The following is a 22,491-nucleotide window of genomic DNA, read 5'->3' as shown; positions in this document are numbered from 1 at the left end:
ATGAACGATGATCATGGACTTCCGCCGATCGTGTCCCGTGCGGAGTGGCAGGCCGCCCGGGATGCCCTGCTGCTGCAGGAGAAGGCGCTGACCCGGCTGAAGGACGCGGTCAGCGCGCAACGCCGCCGGCTGCCGATGGTCGAGGTGACCACACCGTACGAGTTCGACGGCCCGGACGGGCCGGTGACGCTGCTCGAACTGTTCGACGGTCGGCCGCAGTTGATCATGCAGCACTTCATGTTCGGTACGGACTGGGAGGAGGGCTGTGACGGCTGCTCGATGATGGCCGACCACATCGGTCCGCTGTCCCACCTGCACGCCCGGCGGACCTCGTTCGTCATGGTGTCCCGGGCGCCGGTGCCGAAGCTGACCGCGTTCGCGCAGCGGATGGGCTGGTCCCTTCCCTGGTACTCATCCGGCCGGTCGACGTTCAACGAGGACTTCGGCGCCACCGTCGACGGCGAGGAACGGCAGGCGATCAGTGTGTTCCTCCGTGATCAGGACCGGATCTTCCACACCTGGTCCACGTTCGCCCGTGGCGAGGAACCGTTCATGCTCGTCTTCGACCTGCTCGACCTGACGCCGTACGGGCGTCAGGAGAGCTGGGAGCTGACGCCGCCCGGCCGCCCGCAGGATCCGCCGTACGCGTGGATGCGGCTGCACGACAGTTACTCCGACTAGCAGCCGCTCTCCTGCCCGGCATCGCCTGCTGCGGTGAATTTCCGCCGGGTGTTCGCGGCGGAAATTCACTCAGGAACTCGGCGATCGATCCGCGGCCTCCCGGATCCTGTCGGGCAGCGTGCGGAACGGGCGGGCCGGGATCGCGGGCAACCCGTGCGCGGCCGCCTCGGTCCGCAGCCATTCGCCGTAGCGCCGGCTGACCTCCGCCCGCATGGCCTGCGGACCTTCATCCGGTTCACGATCAAGGAAATTGGCGATCAGCTGGTCCTCGTCCGGCTCGTAGACGAAGACCGCCCGGACCTGGGGACCGGACAGGGCGGCGGCTGACGACGGCAACAGGTAGTCGCCTTCCATGATCACCGGCGGGCCGTGGTCGAGGTGGGCGTTGACCACGGCGGCGACGGCCGGTGCGAGGGCGGTCACGGTGGCAAGGGTGACGTCGACGATCTCTTCGGCGGTCCAGGTCCGTTCGGTGGCGTGGGTCGACCAGTAGTGCAGCGCGGGCTGCTGGTCCGGCGTCGTCATCGCGACGACGGCCGCGTTCAGGTCGTCCAGCTCGGCGGTCCCGATCCCGTACTCGCGCATCAGGGTGGCACAGGCCGTGCTCTTGCCGGTCCCGGAGGGCCCGGCGACGAGCAGGACGTGCCAATCGCGTTCCGCCACGAGCCGATCCTGCCGCCCGGATCCCTCGCGCGCCAGCGGATTTCAGACCGACGGCACCACCGGCTCCGGCGACACCGGGGAGGCCGCGAACTGGGTCGCGTGGAGCTCCGCGTAGCGTCCGCCGGCGGCGAGCAGGTCCTCGTGCCGGCCGCGTTCGACGACCCGGCCGCCCTCGAGCACGACGATCTGGTCGGCGTTGCGTACGGTGGACAGGCGGTGCGCGATGACGATCGCGGTGCGGCCCTCCAGCGCGTTCTCCAGGGCGGCCTGGACGGCGGCCTCGGAGGTCGAGTCCAGGTGGGCGGTGGCCTCGTCCAAGATCACCACGCGCGGGCCGGTGAGTAGCAACCGGGCGATGGTCAGCCGCTGCCGTTCGCCGCCGGACAGCCGATAGCCGCGTTCGCCGACCACCGTGTCCAGCCCGTCCGGCAGCGACTCGACGAGCGGCCGCAGCCGGGCCCGTTCCAGGGCGCTCCAGATCTCGTCGTCGGACGCTTCGGGCTTGGCCAGCTGCAGGTTCTGCCGGATCGACTCGTGGAACAGGTGGCCGTCCTGGGTGACCAGGCCGACGGTCGAGCGGAGCGCGGCGAAGGAGAGGTCCCGGACGTCGACGCCGGACAGCCGGATGGCGCCGCCGTCGGTGTCGTACAGCCGAGTGATCAACTGCGCGATGGTCGACTTGCCCGCACCGGACGAGCCGACCAGCGCGATCATCTGACCCGGTTCGGCCCGGAACGACACCTCGTGCAGCACCTGCGCACCGGCCCGCGGGTCGAGCACCGCGACCTCCTCCAGCGAGGCCAGCGACACCTTGTCCGCGGACGGGTACCCGAAGTCGACCCGGTCCAGTTCCACCGAGACCGGACCCTCCGGCGCGGGCTTCGGCTGCTCGGCCTCGGTGATCAACGGCTTCAGGTCCAGCACCTCGAACACCCGGTCGAAGCTGACCAGCGCGCTCATCACCTCGACCCGGGCGCTGGCCAGCGCGGTCAGCGGCGCGTACAGCCGGGTCAGCAGCAGCGCCAGCGACACCACGTCGCCGGCCGGCAGGGTCCCGGCCAGGACGAAGAACCCGCCGAGGCCGTACGTCAGCGCCAGGGCCAACGCCGCGACCAGGGTCAGGGCGGTCACGAAGATCACCTGCACCATCGCCGTCCGGACCCCGATGTCGCGCACCCGCGCGGCCCGGGCGCCGAACTCGGCGGACTCCCGCTCCGGCCGCGCGAACAGCTTCACCAGTGTCGCCCCGGGTGCCGAGAACCGCTCTGTCATCTGGGTGCTCATCACCGAGTTGTGGTTGGCCGCCTCCCGTTCCAGCCGGGCCAGCCGGGCGCCCATCCGGCGCGCCGGCAGGACGAAGATCGGCAACAGGATCAATGCGCACAGGGTGATCTGCCAGGACAGGCCGAGCATCACGACCAGGGTCAAGATCACCGCGACGACGTTGCCGATCACGCCGGACAGGGTCTCCGAGAACGCCCGTTGGGCGCCGATCACGTCGTTGTTGAGCCGGCTCACCAGGGCGCCGGTCCTGGTCCGGGTGAAGAACGCGATCGGCATCGTCTGGACGTGGTCGTAGACGGCCTGCCGCAGGTCCAAGATCAATCCCTCGCCGATCCGGGCCGACAGCAGCCGGGTGATGATCCCGACCGCGGCCTCGGCGATCGCGATCACCGCGATGATGATCGCCAGCCGCAGCACGACCTCGAAGGCGGTGCCGGCGAACAGCGCGTTCACCACCTGCCCGGCCAGCAGCGGCGTCGCCACCGCGAGCACGGCGGTGACCACGCTGAGGACGACGAACCCGATCAGCTGCCAGCGCCGGTCCCGGACGAAGCCGAAGATCCGGCGCAGCGTGGCGCGCGAGAACGGGCGCCGGTCCTGGGCGGCGTGCATCGCGTTGTACAACGAGTTCCAGGCAACGATCTCCATGCTCACGCCGGACAATCTAGAACCTCAACGAAGGTTGAGGTCAATGCCGTGCCAGGTTATGCGTTGTACGGCATCACCGGCCACCACCAGTGACCCAGCCGGCTGCCCAGCCGGAGCACCCAGTAGACCAGGAAGAATGTGCCGGCCAGGATGAACGCACCGGCGGAGAATCGGGCGGCGCGGCCCGGCTCACGGGTGAGCCAGCGCTGGAACCCGCCCCGGGACACCACCATGATCACCACGAAGATGAGGGCGACGCCGAGGACGTTCCCGATCGACTGCAGAGCGAGGGTCGCGAAGCCGAGCAGCGGGTTGTGCGTCGAGACCGCGTACTCGAGCAGGTTACGGAAGGGGCCGAACGGCCGGCCGATCAGGAACGCGCCGATCAGCGCGCCGAAGAAGATCAGTTCACTCCCGGGGTGCCGCCGGAACAGCCCCTCCAGCGGGTTCTTGACGAGGCCGAGGTACGCCAGCCCGCGCCACACCATGATGACGCCGATCAGCCCGAACACGATGCCGGACTGCACCGACCGCAGCGGCACCCCGGTCACCGGATCGCCGATCCTGACGGTGGAGAGCTGCGGCAGGTTGGCGCCGAACAGCACCACGATGACGCCGTAGATCCCGGAGACCACGATCGCGCCGGCCAGCAGCAGGCCGAGCGCCCGCAGCATCGTCACGGCCTGGCTGCGGGCCGACTCCCGGTGGGCCGTCATCGGCGCCAGTGCGCTGAAGACGGCCACGTTGCAGGCGGTGAACATGCCGGCGGCGCCGGTCACGAAGGCGAACACCGCGGCCATCCCGGCGCCGGTGATCGCCACCTCGCTGATGTCGCCGCCGAACAGCGGGTTGGCGATCCCGCCGGCGATGACCTTGTCCACCAGGCGTGGCGACCACAGCACCGCCATGATCACTCCGGCGAGCCCGCAAAGCAGGACGAGCCGCCAGGGCCGCTCCCTCCGTTCGGCGGGCTGCTCGACCGGCATCACCGACGTGTCCGTCATAGCGTTCCTCTCAGAGTGAGGCCGAGCGGGAGATCGAGGTCCAGGAGGCCGTCGAACAGGCCCTTCCGCTCGGCGGGCGTGGTCTGCCCGTTGAAGTACTGCTGCGCCTTCTCCCACACGACCGCACCGACCTCGCGGCCCAGGCGGCGCCCGTCCAGATCGCCGGCGCGGAAGTGGATGCCGCCGTAACGGCGCGACAGGCCGCACTGGGCGGCCGCCTCGGAGAACGTCGGGCAGCCGAGGACGACGTCCGTGTCCGGCCCGATCCCGGGCTCGACGAGCGACTTCCCGGCCAGGAACGTCGACGAGTAGCCGAACCGGTCACTCCCGGTGAACCGCTGCAGCACCTCGGCCGCGGCCGAGCTGAATGTGCTGTGCCCGGACGGGTACTCGCCGAACGGCGGGGTGGGGAACCAGGTCGGCTGGTACGGCAGCCACTGGCCCCCGTCGATGACGCCGTTCCAGGTCTTCACCTTCAGCCCGCGACACATCAGCCGGATCGCGGTGATCGGCCGGACCGAGTCGTATTCCCGTTTCAGGCCCCAGCAGGCGATCGAGGCGTCGAACAGGGCGTTGGCCGTCAGGAAGAACAGCTTGACGTCCTGATCGAGACTGTTCCGGTCCCGGCGGGACACGAACTGCGTGAACTTCAGCCAGTGGCCCGGCGGAGCCTCCGTCATCGGGCCGTCGGCGTAGTACTCGGCGATGGCCTTCTGCCGCGGGGTGAGGCGCGCCGTGAGGTCCATCAGTTCCTGGCACTGCCGGGTGAACTCCGCGGTCCCCCAGCGGGCCGGGCCCGGCAGCTCACGGCCGTAGCCGACCGGAGGCTTGGCGAAGGGTTCGACCTGGAACCAGTGCGGCGCGGCCCACGGCGGCGTCTTCAGCCGGCCCGCGCGGTCCGGATAGGTCAGCGGCTGCCATCGGTTCCTGTCGATCACCGAGTCGGGATCGATCTCCTTCGCCGCGACCATCGGCGCGTTCGCGGGCCGATAGCCGGTCGTGTCCGCGTAGTCGTTCAGCTGGTTCGACCCGTCGCCGTGGCGATACTCCAGCAGTGCCACGGCGGCGCGCCGGCCGATGCCGGCCGGCGACGAGTCGGCGGGGTGGTGCTCCGGGTCGTACCCGAGCTCGCGCAGGAAGGCGTCGAACCGCGGCGCGTGCCAACCGAACAGGTCGACCGCGGCGGTGTGGGCGGCGTAGCTGATGGCCGCGACCACATGGCTCTCGGTGCGCTCGGCGATCGGCCGCCTCAGCTCGCCGCCGTACCGGGTGCCATGGGCGACGGCGTCGTAGGCGGCCCAGGCGTCGTAGATGGCCGTGTGCACCAGGGCGAACGCCCTCGCCAGGACGGGCGGCCCGAGGGTGCCCCGGCGGGCCGCCTCGAGCAGCAGGTCGTTCCACTTCCGCACCAGGCCGGCCGAGTTCGGTGCGGCTTCGGCCGTACGGGTGCCGGCGATCGCGGTTCCGGCGGCGGCTGCGCCGGCCAGGAACAGGCGCCGGCTGACTCGGCCCGCAGTACCGCGGGCCCGATGGTTCTCGCTCTTCACGTCCTCAGACCCAACTCGAACGTTCGCTTGCCCGAATTCGCATGACTTGGGGCGCAAGGCGGGCCGTTCAGCAACTTCCCTCGTTCGAACGGCCCGCCCTGCGATTCCCGATTCAACTGATCCTTGGGTGAGGGCACGTCCCTCGCCTGCCGCGTGCCCTCACGTCAAGGATTCGCGGTTCGCCTCAGTTGAAGAGGCCCCCGCCGAACAGCCCCGAGAGGCCGTCCAGGGGTGATCCCGAACCGCTGTTCTCGGCGCCCGGCAGCGGATTGGTCTCCGCGGTCACGCCACCCAGCAGCGAGCCCGGATCGAGCAGCCCGCCGAGGCCGGACGTCCCTTCACCCTCGGCCTGCCCACCGGCGTAGCTCAGGGTGTAGGTGCTGATGCACTCGCCCTTGTCCCCGTGCTTGCCGGAGAAGGCGATCTCGAACTTCTGCTCGCCCGTCTTGGGCGTGAAGACGAGGGTGCAGGTGGCCGACTCGCCCGAGGCGAGCTGCGCGGCCGAGCAGTTCACGGTGCCGCCACCGGTCGTCGTCGCCGTCACCTCGGTGATGGTCGTGTCGCCGGTGTTGGTCAGCGTGAACTCGATCGTCGCCTCCTGGCCCGCCGGAAGCACGGCCGGCTTGGTCCAGTCGAACGGCTCGCCGTTCAGCGACTCGACCTTGGCCGTCAGGACCAGGTCCTCGTCGCCCGCGCCCGGTCCATCAGCGTCGGCGTCACCCTGCGCATCGGACCCGTCGGCGTCGGCGTCAGACCCATCTGCGTCCGCGTCCGACCCATCAGCGTCCGCGTCGGAACCATCAGCGTCGGCGTCAGACCCATCAGCATCGGCATCGGAACCATCAGCGTCGGCGTCAGACCCATCAGCATCGGCGTCAGACCCATCAGCATCGGCGTCAGACCCGTCGGCGGCCGCGTCGGCGTCGCCCGGATCGCCCGTGATGCCGACAACGCCGGCGTTCCAGTTCAGATCGGCCTCGCCGCGCGACAGCGTGATCCGATCGGTCCTACCGGTCTTCGGGCTCGGGTTGGAGGTGTTCTCGTGGGTGCTGTCCGCGACGTGCTTCGTGGTGAAGCTCGCCCCCTCGGGCAGCGAAGCCGTGTCGAACACCAGGTGGTAGCTCTGCGGATCCGTGGTCGGGCGCAGGTTCTCGAACACGTAACGGCCGGCATCGTCGGTCGTCTTGGTTCCATGATCATTCCCGTTGACGTCGGTCAGGGCGACGTCAACGCCCGGGACCGGAGCCTCGCCCTGATCGCGAACGCCGTTCTCGTTGGCGTCGTGCCACACCATGCCGCCGAGCTGGGTCGTCTGCACCGGCTTGTCCGAAGCCAGCGGGGTCAGCACCGTGGTGACGTTGTACTCGAGGTTCTTGACGCTCCAGTCGAACGGGATGCTCAGGATGCGGCCCGGGTTGGACAGCAGGTAGGTCGCATTCTGCAGTTGGCCGGAGATCACGCCGCCCGGGTTGGACAGCAGCTCACCCGGCATCATCGCGGTCTTGCCCACGAACATGATCGCGTAGTTGGCGGCCTTGCCCTCGGTGCCGTTCTCGATGTACGTGATCAGATCGCGCGGGTCGGAGCTGGGGATGGCTTCCTTGCCCAGCATGTAGCCCAGGAACTGACCGGTCTCAAGATCAACAACGGCGAAACCGCCACTGGCTTTGTCCAGCACCGGCCCTAACGGCCCCGACAGCACCTTCTGCGCAACGTCCGTCAGCGGCTTGGCGCTCTGGCCGAGCTTGTTGGTCGCGGGGCACAGGTCTGCCGCGTTGCCGGACAGCAGGGCGGCGACGCCCTCCGACGGAGTGCTGTTCACCTCACACGAGGTCAGCGCATCCTTCGGGTGCTCGCCGTCGCCCTTGGTGGCGGTCAGCTTGATGTTGTCCAGGTCCACGTTGCCCCAGTTCAGGGCGGTCTCGGCGTGAACGACATCGACCATGACCGAAAGGCGGTAGTTCTTGCCGTAGATCAACTTCGACCCATCGAAGCTCGCCGACTTGTGCTTCCACTCGTTCAGCGGCACGGTGCCTTCCGGCCCGTACGCGGTGGTCACCACTCGCCCGGCCTCGTCCAGGATCTGAACGTTGAAGGTCGAGTGCCCGTCGCCGACGAGCAGCGTGGTCTGCCGGACGTCCATGTCGATCGTCCAGCTGTCCGCGTTGGCGGTGTTGTACGTGAAGAGCGGGGAGACCCAGCGCGCCACGCCGTTCTGCGCGGTGCACGGCGCGACCCCGAGGGAGGTCCCGTTCGTCCGGATGAACGCGTCGCCCTCGCCCTTCGGCCCGTCGGTGGGCATGTGCTCGAAGTTCCAGTTCACGCAGGTCACGCCGCGCGCGAAGCACAACGGCGAGTACTCCTGATAGGCGGACCAGCCGCCGGCGTCCGCTGAGCTGAAGTCCTGGGCCTCCGGCTGCGCCGGGTAGACGGTGGTCCCGTCCTCCCGTACGTCACCCGGGGTCGCCTCGGCGTCCATGGTCCCGAAATAGGTGGGGCCGTCCGGCTTGCTGACCGGGGCACCCGGCGTGGAATTGTTCGGCGACTCGCCGCCCGAAACGCCGCCGGGGTCTCCGGGCAGCCCACGAATGAGCGAATCCTCGACCGGTATCAACTCAGCCGAGGCCACGCCCGTCATCCCGGCGCCCAAAACCACGGCGACCGATGCGACGGTCACCGTGCGCAGGGCATTACGCACCGCACCCTTGAAACGTCGGCGAATTGAACCACCGTGAACTGCATCAGCGCGACAGCGCTGCGCAGTAGGTGTTCTACTCATGCTTTCAGTCCGTCCTTCTGGAGATGGTGAGTCGAGTAATCGGATCTGCCGGCCACTCCGCGATTCGGTCCCACCGAAGAAGAGACTGTTTACGTAGCGGTCGACAATCCCCCGGTTACGCAATCCCCCGGTTACGCCCATGACACATGGACATGACGTGCCGTACACGTCGGACCACCTGCCACGTCTCAGAGACGCTTCCGCCGCTACGGTCTCGGGCATGCTTCGTCAAGGCGAACCATCGCGAATACGAGGCTGACCTCACGAGCCTGAGAAACGTGCGGGGGAGGCTCTGGGCCGTACGCTCCCGTGATTGCAGGGCACTTGTCAAGGCGACGTGTTGATCATCAGAAAGAAAAGTTCCCAGCAATTGTCTTCATGATCATGACGGCCGATGTCGAATCTTGACGCACGCCCGAATTCGCAAAGTGCAAAGAGTGCAGATTTGGTGCAATCACTGATCCGGGCCAGGTATCCCGGTGGCCGCCGCAGTGCCGATCCCCTAGCTTGTGGAACCGCATCATCGTCACCATCCGAGATCCCGAAAGGATCATTCTGAATGGCTTTTCTCCGTAGGATCGCTGCCACCGTCGGCGCCGCGGCGATCATTTCTGTCGGCTGTGCGTCCGTCGCCAGCGCCGAAGTCCCGGTGATCGGTGGGCTGCCCGACGGCGGGCTCCCGGTAGTCGGCGGGCTGCCGACCGGTGGCCTTCCCGGACTCGGCGACCTGCCGACCGGCGGACTTCCCGGACTCGGCGGGCTGCCCGGCCTGGGCGGGCTTCCACTGCTCGGCGGCGAGGACTCGTCGGAGCGCACCATCGCCCCGAACGAGGACCTGCGCTGGTACGGAGTCAAGAAGACCGGCGGTCTGGTCGAGATCACCGACAACAACCTCGGCCCGTTCCAGGCCTGTAACAACGACGTGCCGATCAACGCCGTCGGCGGAGCGCTGGACGCGTCCAGCCTGTTCGCCATCCTCGGTTCGGACGGCAACTCGCTGACCGAGATCCGTAACTGCGATCAGTCGAACGCCCAGTTCAACGGCGACTCCGGCATCGTGCCGCTCTGGTACCAGATGCAGGGCGACGGCTCGCTGGTCCAGGTCGAGGACAACAACCTCGGGCCGATCCAGGCCTGCAACAACGACCTGCCGATCAGCGCCGTCGGCGGCGCCGGCGTGGTCAGCGGCCTGTTCGGCGTCCTGTCCGACGGCAACTCCGCCGAGTTCGTTCGCGGCTGCTACCAGGAGTCCACTCAGGACAACTGAGTTCGCCTCCGCCCCACGACAGCCCCACTTCGTGCCGGGGACAGACCTGCAGCGGGACCCGGCACGGGGTCAGGGGTGATCAGGAAAAGGGTTGCGACCGACGTCGCGCCGGCCCGGCACCAACTCACAAACTCACTCCTTGCCGAGTCGGCCTCGTCGGTCGCAACCTTTCTGCACCTTCCCTCCGGTGCAGGCGGGTCTGGGCTACCGTGGTCTTCCGAGGGGAACCGCAGGTCAGGGAACGGGGAGGACGACGCATGCCGATCGGGGGCGCCGGGGACGATGCCGGTGATCTTGTGCTCGCCGAGGTCTTGATCCATCGCGGCTGGAGTTCGATCATCGACGGCCAGGTCTGGGAATGGCGCGGCAGCCGCCCGGCCGCCGGAGCCTTCGCGCCCGGAGCGTGCGTCCTGGTCGATGACGACCTCGGCGGGTACGTCGTCGAGGGCCCCTCGCAGCGCGACGAGCCGACCGACATCCTGCGCTATCGGTCGCGGCGCGACCTGCTCACCCGGCTCCGCGTGATCGAGAACTGGACGCTGCCCCTCACCGCGGGCGAAGTCGACGCCGAGCACGCCGAGGCCAGCTGAGGCCGACGCGCGGCTGGGCCTAGTGTCGTGCGTCCCTAGTTCCTTAACAGTTGGCGACGCCCAGGCACGCACCTCGCGGCGTTCTCCTCAGTCGATATATGACCCGATATGTCTTCCTCGTCGGCCTAGCGATGCACGCACCTGGACGCCGCCACCTGTCAAGGACCTAGGGACGCACGACACTAGGAGCGGCGGTCGGCGATCCAGGGCGGCGGGTTGCGCAGGATGAGCGCGGTCAACTCCGACTTGCTGGTCACGCCGGCGAGTTCGTACAGGGCCTTCAGCCGGTTGGCGACGGTGCGGCGGGAGATGTAGCCGTCCCGGGCCAGTTGCTCATGAGTGAGGCCGGCCGCCACGCCGGTCAGCAGCGACCGGTCGCGCTCCCGGACCACGCGCCGCCACGGATCGTCCGACCGCTGCGGTACGACGACCTGCGGTTGCGGCCGGACCAGCCCGTCGACGTGGCGGACCCACCCGGACAGTCCCAGGTGACTCATCAGCTCGCGGCCGTCCCCGAGCCAGGGCTGCGCTGCGGCGACCTCGCCGGTCATGAGCAAGGCCCGCCCGGTCGCGATCAGCGTCCGGGCCCGGTCGAGGTCCGGCACCGCCTCCGTACACAGGTCGAGCGCGCGCTCGCCTGCCGCCGCGACCGCGTCGTGGTCCGCGGTCAGCGCGTGACAACGAGCCATGAGTGCCGCGGTTCGCGGGCAGTCCCGCTCCGCCGCGCGATCGGCCGCCCGCCGCACGGCCGCGGCGGCCTGGCCGGGCCGGCCCAGCGCGACCAGCGCCTCGACGAGGTCGGCCAGCACATCGGCCCGGCCCTGATGCAGCGGCTGACCGGCCCGTAGGGCCGCATCGAGACAGATCGCGGCGGACTCGTAGCGGCCGGCGACCAGGTGGCCGAACCCCAGGTCGGCGTCGAACGAGGCCACCGCCGGCGTTCCGGACAGCCGGGGCCGCAGCTTCGCGGCCTGAGTCGGCTGGTACGGCCGGTCGAGCGCCGCCCGGATTCGTACGTTCGGCCCGACGAATGGAGCCAGCCCGGCACTGGCCGGGTAGCTGCGTTCCAGTTCCTGAAGCCGGCGCTCCGCCACCTGGTAGTTGCCTTCCCACAGGTCGATCGCGAGGAGGGCGGAGGTGAGGTGGACGACCGTCAGCACGGTGTGCCGGTTCGGATCCGCCAGCACCTGGCCGACCAGCCGGCGCGCGGTCTTCACCCGGCCGCCCGCGACCAGGAGGCCGGCGATCCCGGCGGTCAGCGACGCCGAGGCCCGCCGGCCCGGTTCCGCCGGCGCTGCCGCCAGCCGGCTGAGATCGGCCGGGTCGAGAGACGTACCGCCGGTGATCAACTCGGCGACGATCCGCCGCAGCGCGGCCAGTTCGGCGGTCGCGGTGGGCGGAACGTCGGCTCGACCGAGCACCAGCCGGGCTTCCCTGGTCGCGCCGGTCAGGGCCAGCAGGTGGGCCGCGTGCAGCGCCAGCCAGGCGTGCTCCTCGGCCGGTTCGGCGTAGCGCGGCGGGATGTCGTCGGCGGTCAGGAAGGTCGGTTCGTCGACGCCGGCGAGCACCGCCGCCGCCAGGCCGGTGACCCGGAGCCAGAGCTCCGACCGCGGGTCGGGGCCGGCCCGCAACCCGGCGGCGGCTTCGGCCAGCGCGGCCCGGGCGTAGCCCTGCTCCAGCAGCACCCGGGCCCGCAGCGCCCGGAACCCGGGCGACTCGGCGCACCGCGGCTGGTCGAGGGCCCGAGCCAGCAGCCGTGCTGCCCGGTCCAGGTCGCCGCGTCCGTACCGGGCGACGGCGAGCATGATCAGCCGGTCGGCGGTCTCGGGCGGCAGCGGCCCGAGCCGGCAGCGGTGCAGGAGGGCGGCCGGTTCGTCGCCGATCGCCGCGAAGCCCGCCTCGGCCCGCCGGTGCAGCAGGTCCCGTTCCGCTCCGGACAGCCGGGCCATCGCCGCCGGCGGCAGTACGGGCTCGGCGGGCCGCCAGTGATCACGCTCGGCCCGGATCAGGCCGCGCCGACACAGCCGGGCGACCGCCTCCGGAGCGTCGGCGAGCCGGTCCAGCACCTGCGCCGGGATCCGCTCGTGATCATCGAAGGCGGCCAGCGGAATCAGTTCGCCGGGCGCCAGGTCGTGGACCAGGTCCAGGGTCCGGGCGACGAACTCGGCCGGCGGGTCGAAGCGCCGCGGCAGCGGTGCGGCACCGGCCAGCTGGTCCGGCGTCAGCCGCCGGGCGTGGTGGCGGAGCAGGCCCGGATTCCCGTGGCAGGCCCGGGCCAGCCGGTCCGCGACGCCGGTCGCGACCGGCACCTCCACGGTCTCCCGGAGCAGCGCAGCCGTCGCAGCCGGATCGAGCCCCGTCAGCTGCACCGTCGGGTGCCGGGCCAACCGGCCCGCCGCGGCGGAGTCGACGACCACCACGTGGGACCACGGCCACAGCGTGGCCCGCCGGAGGAACTCGGCGCACAGCTCGAGACTGGCGGGATCGCAGAGTTCGACATCCTCGTGGACGATCACCGCCGGCCGGATCAGGTCACGGCACTCCGCGAGCCGGTCGGCCAGCCGGTCGACGATTCTGCCGATGCGCGCGGCCAGGTCGTCGTCGGCTGGCGCCGCGAGCTGGTCGGCCAGCTCGTCCAGGAACGGCAGCCCGGCCCGGCCATGGATCAGGTCGAGGGCCGTACGGAAGGGTTCCCGGCCCGGGGTGTACCGAAGCTTGATCACCGGCGTCCGAGCGAACTCGGCCAGCACGGCATCGACCAGGGTCGACTTGCCGATCCCGTGCGGCCCGCTGACCACCAGGACGCTCGGACTGGGGTCGTCCAGGAGATCAGTCAGGATCTGCACTTCGCGGCGACGACCGGTCAGGGAAGGCGATGTCCGGCCCGCAGCCAGCATGGTTTGGTGGTTCTCCCCACTCGATGCCCGGTGGTCTGTACGGGAGCCCAACCTAGGGCTCCGGCCGTTTTCCGTACAGGGGCGACCGCTGGATCCGGGCGGCATTCACCGGGCCGGCTGCGCCAGATCTGCACTAATTGCACCGTCCGCCCGGGCGTCGTCGGCCGGTTCGGAGGGGATTTCCCCACCCCCGTTCGGCCGGACAGCAGGATGGTTCCGGCACCGCCGCGGCGGCAGGGTTGAGGTCATGACGAACATCGGCAGCGAGCTCGAGTTCAGCCAGGGTGCGGAGCTCGGCGCCACCCCTCAGAATGGACCCGACATGAGCGACCTCACCCAGCCCTCCCCCATCGACAGCGGCAACGCGCTCGCCCGTACGATCCGGCAGGCCGGGCGGGACCTCGGCTGTGTCGCCGGTGGCTTCTTCATCGCGCTGTTCGGCTTCATCGTCTGTGTGCCGCTGTTCAGCCTCGGCGTCGGCACCGCGGTCACGGTGTTCGGCCTGTTCGTGCTGACCGCGGCCCTGGTCGTGGCCGGCGGCTTCGCCCAGTTCCACCGCAATCTGCTGGCCGGTGCCGGGTACGAGCTCCGCCGCCCGGTCTATCCGCGCGGCAGGATGCGGTTCTGGGGCCGGATGCGGCGGCTGCGGTCCGCGCAGGGCTGGCGGGACCTGCTGCACATCCCGATCGCGTTCGTGGTGAACACGGCCAGCTTCTGCATCGCCATCCCGTGGGTGGTCGCCGGTCCGGGCGGGCTGACGTACTGGTTCTGGAGCCAGTACCTGCCGGACGAGGACCGGACCGGCCTGGCCTGGCTGCTCGGCTTTCCCGGCGTCGTCGCCGATGTCATCCTGACCACCATGCTCGGCGCGTTCTTCCTGATCACCGCGCCGTTCGTGCTGCGTGGCCTGGTCATGCTGCAGGCGGCGATCGCGAAGGGTTTGCTGGTCGACGAGGCGTCCCATCTGCGGCAGCAGGTCAGCGAGCTGACGCACAGCCGGGCCGCGGCCGGCGAGGCCGAGGCGCACACGCTGCGACGGCTGGAGCGGGACCTGCACGACGGCCCGCAGCAGCGGCTGGTCCGACTCGGCATGGACCTCGGCGCGGTGGAGCGCCGGCTGGACACCGACCCGGACACCGCCAAGCAGATCCTGCGCCAGGCGATGGAGCAGTCCCAGGAGGCGCTGGCCGAGATCCGGACCCTGTCCCGCGGCATCGCGCCGCCGATCCTGACCGAACGTGGGCTGCGGGCCGCCGTGACCGCGCTCGCCGCGCGGGGCGTCATCCCGACCACCGTGGACATCGACGAGGACCTGGACCAGGCCCGGTCGCTGTCCGACGCGGCCCAGAACGCGGTCTACTTCGTGGTCGCGGAAACACTGGCCAACAAGGAGAAGTACAGCCAGGCCTCGACCTGCGCCGTGGAGGTGCGGCGGCTCGGCGGGGTGGTCGTGATCACGATCACCGACGACGGCGTCGGCGGCGCCAGTGTCGCCAAGGGGCACGGGCTGGTCGGGCTGACCGACCGGCTGGCCGGGGTGGACGGCAACCTGCACGTCTCCTCACCGGTGGGCGGTCCGACCATGATCACCGCGACGGTGCCGGTCAACGCGATGCCGCAAGCCGCTCCAGGAATGCGCTGATCGCTGCGAGCGCGCGGTCGGTGGCCGGGTTGCCGAGGGCGTACACGAAACCGTGCTTGGTTTCGGGTACGACCTCGGTCTCGGTCCACCCGCCGTGCGTTTCGATGATCTTGGCCAGCTCCCGTACGTGATCATGGGGGAACAGGTGCTCGTACTCGGCGAGCAGGAAGAGGAACGGTGGGCAACCGTCCCGGACCTGGCGGTCGGGTGAGATCTCCTCGGCCGTGGTGCCGTCCTGCAGCAGCCAGTTGATCTTGGTCGCGATGTTGGCGTCCTGGTCCGGCCAGGGCACCATCGTGCCGGGTCCGTTGACCGAGACGCAGCCGGCGATCTCGGCCGAGCCGAGCGCGATCATGGTCGCCAGGTGGGCGCCGGCCGAACTGCCGAGCACGACGATCCGGTCCACCTCCGGAGCCTCCTCGGCGAGCCTGGCCCGGAAGCGGTCCAGCCCGGCCGTGACGTCGGTCAGCTTGTCCCGGTAGCCGGTCTGCTCGTCGATCCGGTAGCCGGTGGCAGCCGCGGCGTAACCGAGGCCGGCGAAGTGCTCGACGTGGCCGTGGAAGTCGGCCCGCTGCCCGGCGTACCAGCCGCCGCCGTGGATGTAGAAGAGCCCGATCGGCCGGAGCGGCCGGTCCGGCAGCCGAAGATCAACGACCTGCCGCTCGTCCTCGCCGAACCGCAGTTCCTCGGATCGCATTGATGATCATCCCCCACTCGAGTCCCGTCAAACGCTACCGGTGCCGTCGGGCGGCCTGCGATGGGGCACAGTTAAGGCATGCGCGTGGTACTCGCCGATGACTCCGTCCTGCTCCGGGAAGGGCTGATCCGACTGCTCGACGAGGTCGGTTGCGACATCGTGGCCGCCGTCGACGACGCACCGTCGTTGATCGCGGCGGCGGCCGAGCACAAGCCCGATGTCGCCATCGTCGACGTACGGATGCCGCCGACGATGACCGACGACGGGCTGAAGGCCGCGGTCACGGCGCGGCTGCAGAACCCGGCGCTCGGCGTGCTGATGCTGTCGGCCTACATCGAGCTGTCCTACGCCGATGTGCTGCTCTCCGACGGTCGCGGCGGCGTCGGCTATCTGCTCAAGGACCGGGTTACCTCGCTGAACACGCTGGCCGAGGCGCTGCAGACGATCAAGGGCGGCGGCACCGTGCTGGACCCCGAGGTGGTCGCCCAGCTGCTGGTCGCCCGCCGCTCCGATCCGCTGGCCGCGCTGACCGCCCGAGAACGGGAGGTGCTCGCCCTGATGGCCGAGGGCCGCAGCAACTCGGCGATCGCGGGCCAGCTGTTCATCACCGGCGGCGCGGTGGAGAAGCACATCTCGAACATCTTCAGCAAGATCAATCTTCCCGACGTCGGCTCGGACAACCGCCGGGTGCTCGCCGTGCTGGCCTGGCTCAAGTCGCGCTGACCGTGACCATGGAACGCGGCTGATCATGGAAACGGTACGGATCGGGGTGCTCGGTGCGGCGCGGATCGCGCCCGCCGCCCTGATCGAGCCGGCTCGGACCGTGCCCGGCGCCGAGGTCGTCGCCGTCGCCGCGCGGGACCTGAGCCGGGCGGAGGATTTCGCGCGACGGCACGGGATTCGCACGGCTTACCGCGACTACCGGGCCCTGCTCGATGATCAACGGATCGATGCGATCTACAACCCGCTGCCGAACGGGTTGCACGGCCGCTGGACCCTGGCGGCGCTCGAGGCCGGCAAGCACGTGCTCTGCGAGAAGCCGTTCACGGCGAACGCCGAGGAGGCCCGCACCGTCGCGGCGGCCGCGAAGGCCAGCGGGCTGGTCGTCATGGAGGCGTTCCACTACCGCTATCATCCGCTGGCCCGGCGGCTGCGGGAGTTGATCTTGTCCGGCGAGCTGGGCACCTTGCGGCATGTGGAGACCGCGATGTGCTTCCCGCTGCCGGTGTTCTCCGACATCCGGTACGACTACGGGTTGGCCGGCGGGGCCTTGATGGACGCCGGCTGTTACGCGGTCCACCTGGCCCGGCTGCTCGGCGGTGAGCCGGAGGTGATCAGCGCCGTGGCGAAGCTGCGGGACCCGAGGGTCGACCGCGCGATGACGGCGGAACTGCGGTTCCCGGGCGGTCACACCGGAACGGTCCGCTGCTCGATGTGGTCCCGCGACGTGTTGCGGATGTCGGCCCGCGTCGTCGGTGATCGGGGCGAACTGCGGGTGATCAATCCGTACGCCCCGCAGTACGGGCACCGGCTCTCGGTCCGGATCGGTGATCATCGCCGGGTGGAGCGCTTCTCCCGCCGCCCGACCTATGCGTACCAGTTGTCGGCGTTCGTCGCCGCGGTCCTCGACGGCGTACCGCCACTGACCCCGCCGGAGGACTCGATCGCCTCCATGACCGTGATCGACGCGATCTACCGGGCCGCCGGCCTGCCCCTCCGCCAACCGTCCTGAGAATCATCGGGCCTGCCCTAGCCAACGCGCCCTGGGCCTGTCGAAGGGCCGAGCCACGTGATCATCATCGGGTTATCCCCAGTCCGGATCCGCCGGGCGACCCCATCGACCCCGCCCGCCGCGGCGACGATGCTGATGATCATGAAGAACGCAACGAGACTGGGGCGTGCCTGCACGCTGCTGACGCTGGCGGTGCTGGCCGGCGTCGCGGAGATGATCATCGGACTGCTGAGCTTCGCGGCGGCCGGCGAGCCGCCGCCGGGACTGGCCTTCCTCGTCGGCGCCCGGGTCGCCGTCTACGCGACCGCCTTCGTCCTGATCGGCCTGACCTGGCGCGGCAACCGAGTCGCCCGCTGGCTGGTGTTGATCATGCTCGGCGGCGTCGGCACCGCCTGGTCGTTCCGTTGATCACCGAGCTGGCGGCCGGCGCGGACCTGGCCGAGGCGTTGGGCGGCGCGACGTCGCCGTACTTCCCGGCTGTCCGCGCCGCCCATCTCCTGTTCGTCGTCGCCGGCTCCGTGCTGCTGCTCGCGGCCCGCCCGGTGCCGAGGCTCAGAGCGCGCGGTGCCGTTGGTTGATCCCCGGCTGCCCGTACGGGTAGTCGTCGACGATCGGCTGGCTCGCCTCGGTGAGCAGCTTCGTCTCGTCCTCGGAGAGGTGCAGTCCCGCGGCGCCGAGGTTGTCGTCCAACTGCTCGACGGTCCGGGCGCCCAAGATCACCGACGTCACCGCCGGGCGGTCGTTGAGCCAGGCCAGCGCGACCTGGGCCATCGAGATCCCACGGTCCTTGGCGACCTGCTCGACGGCGCCGATCACCCGCCAGGTGCGCTCCTCGGCGTTGCGGCGGGCGTACGCCTCCATCCCACGACCGGGGTCCTCGCCGAGCCGGCTGGCGCCGGTCGGTGTGGTGTCGCGCTGGTACTTGCCGGTCAGCCAGCCGCCGGCCAGCGGCGACCAGGGCAGGATGCCGATGTTCTCGTTCTCGCAGACCTGGGTCAGCTCCAGCTCGATGCTGCGCTGCAGCAGGTTGTACTGCGGTTGCAGGGTGACGATCTTGGGCAGGCCGCGGAACTCGGCCACCAGGGTCGCCTTCTGCAGCTGCCAGCCGGTGAAGTTGCTGACCCCGACGTAGTTGATCTTGCCGGCCCGGACGGCGTCGTCGTAGAAGCGCAGCGTCTCCGCGATCGGCGTCAGCGCGTCCCAGGCGTGCGCCTGGTAGAGATCGATCCGGTCGACCTGCAGCCGCTTCAGGCTGGCGTCCAGCGCGCGGGACAGGTTGGTCCGGGACAGACCAAGATCATTCCTGCCGTCGCCCATCGGGAACCGGCCCTTGGTCGCGATCACCAGCTGATCACGAACGGCGCTGCCTCGGTCGGCCAGCCAGCGGCCGATGATCTCCTCCGAGACGCCGCGGCCGTACACGTTGGCGGTATCGACGAAATTGCCTCCCTGCTCGACGAACCGGTCGAGTTGGGCGTGCGAGACGGCCTCGTCGCTCTCCTGGCCGAACGTCATCGTGCCGAGGCAGAGGGTCGAGACGACCGTGCCGGTGCCGCCGAGGGTGCGGTACTCCATGGATGTTGTGCCTTCCGTAGAACTGATGGCACCCACTCTGCGCCGCCACGTTTATCCTGTCCAACAGAAGAATCCGATTCCACTGATCACCGATACGGATGACCCATGGAACTCCGCCACCTCACGTACTTCATCGCCGTCGCCGAGGAACGCCACTTCACCCGGGCCGCCCAGCGGGTGCACGTCGCCCAGTCCGGCCTGTCCACCGCGATCCGTTCCCTGGAACGGGAACTGGGCGCCGAGTTGTTCATCCGGAACACCCGCAGCGTCGAGCTGACCGACGCCGGCCGGGCCCTCCTGGCCGAGGCCCGGCACACGGTCGGCGCGGCCGAGGCGGCCCGGGATGCGGTCGCCGCGGTGCAGGGTGTGGTCACCGGACGGCTCGCGATCGGCACCCTGCAGTGCCTCGGCGGGCTGAACGTCTCGGCACTGCTGACCCGGTTCCACCGGGCCCATCCCGGCGTCGAGATCCGGCTCCGCCAGTCCGGGTCGACCGAGCTGCTGGGTCTGGTCCACGGCGGCGACCTGGACGCAGCCTTCGTGTCGGTGCCGTTCGTCGAGCAGCCCGGGATCACGCTGCGGCCGCTGTCCGCCGAGCCGCTGCTGCTGGCCTGTGCGCCCGATCACCCGCTGGCGGCCGAACGGCAGATCGGGGTGCTGGACCTGAAGGACGAGACGTTCGTCGACTTCCATCCCGGCTGGATCACCCGGGACCTGACTGACCGGGTGCTGGCCGCGGCGTGCATCGAGCGGCGGGTCGCGCTGGAGGCCAATGATGTCCACTTCCTGCTCGACCTGGTCGCCGGCGGGCTCGGCGTGGCCGTGGTCCCGGACAGTTTCCGGCACAAGCGGACCACGGCGAAGTTCGTCCCGCTGGCCGACGAGGTGCCCCACTGGGAGCTGGCCGTCGCCACCCCCACCGGCCGCCGGCTCAGCGCCGCAGCCCGAGCCTTCCTGTCCGACCCCGCCCTGACGCCCTAGCGGAGCACTTCCCCACACTTCTTGTCGCAATACCAGAGTTACTTCTCGCGTAAGTGCCAGTTTTTCACGTTACGTGAAAAACTTGAGGCCAGAGTGACGCGCGGGACTCAGAGGTGGGCCAGCAGGTCGGCGGCGGTAGTGCGAAGGGCGTCGCGGACCTCGGCGGAGGCCTCCAGCTCGTACGGGACGGCCGGGATGATCAACGCCAGCACGACCCGGACCACGCCACCGAGGTCGTCGTCGCCGAACTCGACCCGCCGGCGTCCGTCGTCCAACTGCCGGATCCGGCTCGGCAACAGGTAGCCGACCCGGGCCCGGATCTCCTCCTCGGTCGCCGCCAGCGTGATCACCGCCCGGTAGCGGTACGGGGTCGAGGCCAGCGATCGATTCAGATACGCCCGCGCCCCGCCCGGCGGCTCCCGGTCACCGAATCGCTGCCCGGTGCCCTCCGGGGCGGCGATCCGGTCCAGCCGGAACGTCCGCCAGTCCGTGCGACCGAGGTCGTACGCGACGAGATACCACCAGCCGTAGCCGGTCACCACGCGGTGCGGCTCGACCCGGCGCCGGGACAGCCGGCCGGCCCGGTCCCGGTACCCGAACCCGATCACCTCGCGGTCCCGCGCCGCCAAGGCCAGCCGGGCCAGCACCTCGCCGTCGATCGGCGCCTGCCCGCGCGGTCCGGCGCCGGCCAGCGGCTCCGAGCCGGACACCGCGGCGATCGCGGCGACCCGGTCCCGGAGCCGGCGCGGCAGCACCTGGCCGAGCTTGCCCAGGGCCCGGGCGGCCGTCTCGCCGACTCCCTCGATCGGGTTCGTCTCGGCATGCCCGAGCAGGGCGGCGATCGCCACGGCCTCGTCGTCGTCGAAGACCAGCGGCGGCAGCCGGGTGCCGGCGGCCAGCCGGTAACCGCCCGCGGTCCCGGTGGTGCTGTCGATCCGATAGCCGATCGTCCGCAGCCGGGCGACATCGCGGCGCAGCGTCCTGGGCGTGATCCCGAGCCGGTCGGTCAGCTCGGCTCCGGTCCAGGAGGATCGGGCCGCGAGCAGCCCGAGCAGCGCCAGCGACCGGTCCGTGACATCCGTCATGAGTTCAGGTTCTTCTCCGTTGAGGACACGATCCGTCCTCAAGCGTCCCTAGTATCGCAGCCATGACCACAGAGACCATCGACCTGATCCGGCCCGGTGATCCCGACTACGACCAGCGCCGGACCGGATTCCAGACCTTCAACCCGCTCCGGCCCGACCTGATCGCCACGCCCGCCGACACCGACGAACTCACTGCCGCCGTCCGGTACGCCAAGGCCCAGGGGCTGCCGATCGCGGTCCAGGCCACCGGCCACGGCTCGCCCGGCCGGACCGACGGCGGCCTCTTGATCAACACCTCCCGGCTCACCGGCGTCACGATCGACCCGGAACGCCGGACCGCCTGGGTCGCCGCCGGCACCCGCTGGGACCAGGTCGTCGCCGCGGCCGCCGAGCACGGACTGGCCGGACTGGCCGGCAACGCCCGCTCGGTCGGCACTGTCTCGTACACGGTCGGTGGCGGGATCGGCCCGCTGGCCCGGCGGTACGGGTTCGCCGCCGATCATGTGAACCGGGTGGAGTTGATCACCGCCGACGGCGAGCGCACCATGATCACCGCCGACAGCGACCCCGACCTGTTCTGGGCGGTCCGCGGCGGCGGCGGGAACTTCGGCGTCGTCGCCGGAATCGAGATCGGGCTGTTCCCGCAACGGGAGCTGTACGGCGGCTCGCTGTTCTTCGACACCCCCTTGATCGGATCCGGGCTGGCGGCCTGGTACGACTGGCTGCAGACGCTGCCGGACGAGGTGACCTCGACCGCCGTCGTCGTCCCGCTGCCCGATCTGCCGGTGTTGCCACCGCCGCTGCGCGGAAAACACGTCCTGTCGATCCGGGCCACCTCGACCGGCCCGGCGGATCAGGCCGAGGAACTGTTCCGCGGACTCGGCGCGATCGGCGACCCGCTGCTGGGCGGGTTCCGGACGCTGCCGTACGCGGAGATCGCGACGATCAACAACGACCCGACCGACCCGTCGCCGCACCGCACCCGCGGCACCCTGCTGGACGGCCTCGACCAGGGCACGATCGAGAAGTTGATCAAGGCCGCCGGACCGGGTAGCGAACGCCCGCCGGTCCTGGAGTTGCGGCACCTGGGCGGAGCCCTGGCCCGGCCACCTGCCGTACCGAACGCGGTCGGCAACCGCGACGCCGCGTTCACCGCGTCCATGATCATCGGACTCTCGTCGGCCGAGCCGGAGCAGACCGAGCTGGACCGGGTGACCGCCACCCAGGAACGGGTCCTCGAGGCGCTGTCCGCTCACGACACGGGCGGCCGGCACTTCACCTTCCTCGGCGCCGGCGCCACCGAGGCCGACGTCCGGGCCACCTTCGAGCCGGACGCCTGGGACCGGCTGACCAAGATCAAGTCCCGGGTCGATCCGGACAACGTGTTCCGCTACAACGCGAACATCCCGCCCGCCTGAG

The 22,491-nt window shown here is 70.2% G+C and carries 19 protein-coding genes; 10 read left to right on the top strand and 9 right to left on the bottom strand.

Annotation, left to right across the window (positions count from 1 at the left end):
* Nucleotides 1-681 (top strand): DUF899 domain-containing protein, encoded by a 681-nt coding sequence (locus BKA15_RS20025; protein WP_179753712.1) that lies wholly within the window; start codon nt 1-3, stop codon nt 679-681.
* 69 nt (nt 682-750) lie between these two features.
* Here BKA15_RS20025 and BKA15_RS20020 read toward each other — a convergent pair whose 3' ends face one another.
* The 5 genes from BKA15_RS20020 to BKA15_RS20000 form a co-directional block, all read right to left on the bottom strand.
* Nucleotides 751-1,344 (bottom strand): hypothetical protein, encoded by a 594-nt coding sequence (locus tag BKA15_RS20020; protein ID WP_179753710.1) that lies wholly within the window; start codon nt 1,342-1,344, stop codon nt 751-753.
* 42 nt (nt 1,345-1,386) lie between these two features.
* Complete coding sequence (locus BKA15_RS20015) at nt 1,387-3,276, bottom strand: ABC transporter ATP-binding protein (RefSeq protein ID WP_218872220.1); 1,890 nt, start codon at nt 3,274-3,276, stop codon at nt 1,387-1,389.
* Between the two features lie 56 nt (nt 3,277-3,332).
* Nucleotides 3,333-4,280 carry a hypothetical protein gene (locus tag BKA15_RS20010; protein ID WP_179753706.1) on the bottom strand — a complete coding sequence of 316 codons (948 nt, stop codon included), beginning with the start codon at nt 4,278-4,280 and terminating at the stop codon, nt 3,333-3,335.
* Nucleotides 4,277-5,827: a vanadium-dependent haloperoxidase gene (locus BKA15_RS20005; RefSeq protein WP_179753704.1), complete on the bottom strand. Its 1,551-nt coding sequence runs from the start codon at nt 5,825-5,827 to the stop codon at nt 4,277-4,279. The genes BKA15_RS20010 and BKA15_RS20005 overlap by 4 nt, the downstream gene beginning before the upstream one ends.
* Before the next feature lie 184 nt (nt 5,828-6,011).
* Complete coding sequence (locus tag BKA15_RS20000) at nt 6,012-8,606, bottom strand: SdrD B-like domain-containing protein (protein WP_179753702.1); 2,595 nt, start codon at nt 8,604-8,606, stop codon at nt 6,012-6,014.
* 559 nt (nt 8,607-9,165) lie between these two features.
* Here BKA15_RS20000 and BKA15_RS19995 point away from each other — a divergent pair.
* Together BKA15_RS19995 and BKA15_RS19990 are read left to right on the top strand one after the other, a co-directional pair.
* The gene (locus BKA15_RS19995) at nt 9,166-9,873 is read left to right on the top strand and encodes a hypothetical protein (RefSeq protein WP_179753700.1); all 708 of its coding nucleotides are present in this window, start codon (nt 9,166-9,168) and stop codon (nt 9,871-9,873) included.
* A gap of 257 nt (nt 9,874-10,130) precedes the next feature.
* Nucleotides 10,131-10,463, top strand: coding sequence for a hypothetical protein (locus BKA15_RS19990; RefSeq protein WP_179753698.1), 333 nt, complete (start codon nt 10,131-10,133; stop codon nt 10,461-10,463).
* A gap of 182 nt (nt 10,464-10,645) precedes the next feature.
* Here BKA15_RS19990 and BKA15_RS19985 read toward each other — a convergent pair whose 3' ends face one another.
* The gene (locus BKA15_RS19985; protein WP_281385298.1) at nt 10,646-13,360 is read right to left on the bottom strand and encodes an AAA family ATPase; all 2,715 of its coding nucleotides are present in this window, start codon (nt 13,358-13,360) and stop codon (nt 10,646-10,648) included.
* A 247-nt stretch (nt 13,361-13,607) separates the two neighbouring features.
* On the opposite strand from BKA15_RS19985, the gene BKA15_RS19980 reads away from it, so the two are divergent.
* Entirely contained in the window at nt 13,608-15,002 is a 1,395-nt protein-coding gene (locus BKA15_RS19980; protein WP_179753694.1) for a sensor histidine kinase, read from the top strand.
* Here the strand turns inward: BKA15_RS19980 and BKA15_RS19975 are convergent.
* Nucleotides 14,965-15,699 (bottom strand): alpha/beta hydrolase, encoded by a 735-nt coding sequence (locus BKA15_RS19975; protein WP_179753692.1) that lies wholly within the window; start codon nt 15,697-15,699, stop codon nt 14,965-14,967. The genes BKA15_RS19980 and BKA15_RS19975 overlap by 38 nt on opposite strands.
* Nucleotides 15,700-15,777: 78 nt before the next feature.
* Here BKA15_RS19975 and BKA15_RS19970 point away from each other — a divergent pair, with 78 nt between their 5' ends.
* The 4 genes from BKA15_RS19970 to BKA15_RS19955 all read left to right on the top strand — a co-directional run bounded on the left by BKA15_RS19970 (nt 15,778) and on the right by BKA15_RS19955 (nt 18,009).
* A complete protein-coding gene (locus tag BKA15_RS19970; RefSeq protein ID WP_179753690.1) occupies nt 15,778-16,422 on the top strand; it encodes a LuxR C-terminal-related transcriptional regulator in 645 nt (214 codons plus the stop codon).
* A 25-nt stretch (nt 16,423-16,447) separates the two neighbouring features.
* Nucleotides 16,448-17,431, top strand: a complete 984-nt coding sequence (locus BKA15_RS19965) for a Gfo/Idh/MocA family protein (protein ID WP_179753688.1) — start codon at nt 16,448-16,450, stop codon at nt 17,429-17,431.
* Between the two features lie 141 nt (nt 17,432-17,572).
* Complete coding sequence (locus BKA15_RS19960) at nt 17,573-17,839, top strand: hypothetical protein (RefSeq protein WP_179753686.1); 267 nt, start codon at nt 17,573-17,575, stop codon at nt 17,837-17,839.
* The gene (locus tag BKA15_RS19955; RefSeq protein ID WP_179753684.1) at nt 17,836-18,009 is read left to right on the top strand and encodes a hypothetical protein; all 174 of its coding nucleotides are present in this window, start codon (nt 17,836-17,838) and stop codon (nt 18,007-18,009) included. Before BKA15_RS19960 ends, BKA15_RS19955 begins: the two co-directional genes overlap by 4 nt.
* Here BKA15_RS19955 and BKA15_RS19950 read toward each other — a convergent pair.
* Nucleotides 17,984-19,006 carry an aldo/keto reductase gene (locus BKA15_RS19950; RefSeq protein ID WP_179753682.1) on the bottom strand — a complete coding sequence of 341 codons (1,023 nt, stop codon included), beginning with the start codon at nt 19,004-19,006 and terminating at the stop codon, nt 17,984-17,986. The genes BKA15_RS19955 and BKA15_RS19950 overlap by 26 nt on opposite strands.
* A gap of 105 nt (nt 19,007-19,111) precedes the next feature.
* On the opposite strand from BKA15_RS19950, the gene BKA15_RS19945 reads away from it, so the two are divergent.
* A complete protein-coding gene (locus BKA15_RS19945) occupies nt 19,112-19,987 on the top strand; it encodes a LysR family transcriptional regulator (protein WP_179753680.1) in 876 nt (291 codons plus the stop codon).
* A 107-nt stretch (nt 19,988-20,094) separates the two neighbouring features.
* Here BKA15_RS19945 and BKA15_RS19940 read toward each other — a convergent pair whose 3' ends face one another.
* The gene (locus tag BKA15_RS19940; protein WP_179753678.1) at nt 20,095-21,072 is read right to left on the bottom strand and encodes a helix-turn-helix transcriptional regulator; all 978 of its coding nucleotides are present in this window, start codon (nt 21,070-21,072) and stop codon (nt 20,095-20,097) included.
* Between the two features lie 62 nt (nt 21,073-21,134).
* Here BKA15_RS19940 and BKA15_RS19935 point away from each other — a divergent pair, with 62 nt between their 5' ends.
* On the top strand, nt 21,135-22,490 hold the full coding sequence (locus tag BKA15_RS19935) for an FAD-binding oxidoreductase (RefSeq protein WP_179753676.1): 1,356 nt from the start codon (nt 21,135-21,137) through the stop codon (nt 22,488-22,490).
* Nucleotide 22,491 lies beyond the last annotated feature (1 nt).

This window comes from Microlunatus parietis, assembly GCF_013407955.1.
Lineage (GTDB): Bacteria > Actinomycetota > Actinomycetes > Propionibacteriales > Propionibacteriaceae > Microlunatus > Microlunatus parietis.
The sequence above is the reverse complement of the archived record's forward strand: the minus strand, read 5'-3'. Positions and strand labels throughout refer to the sequence as shown.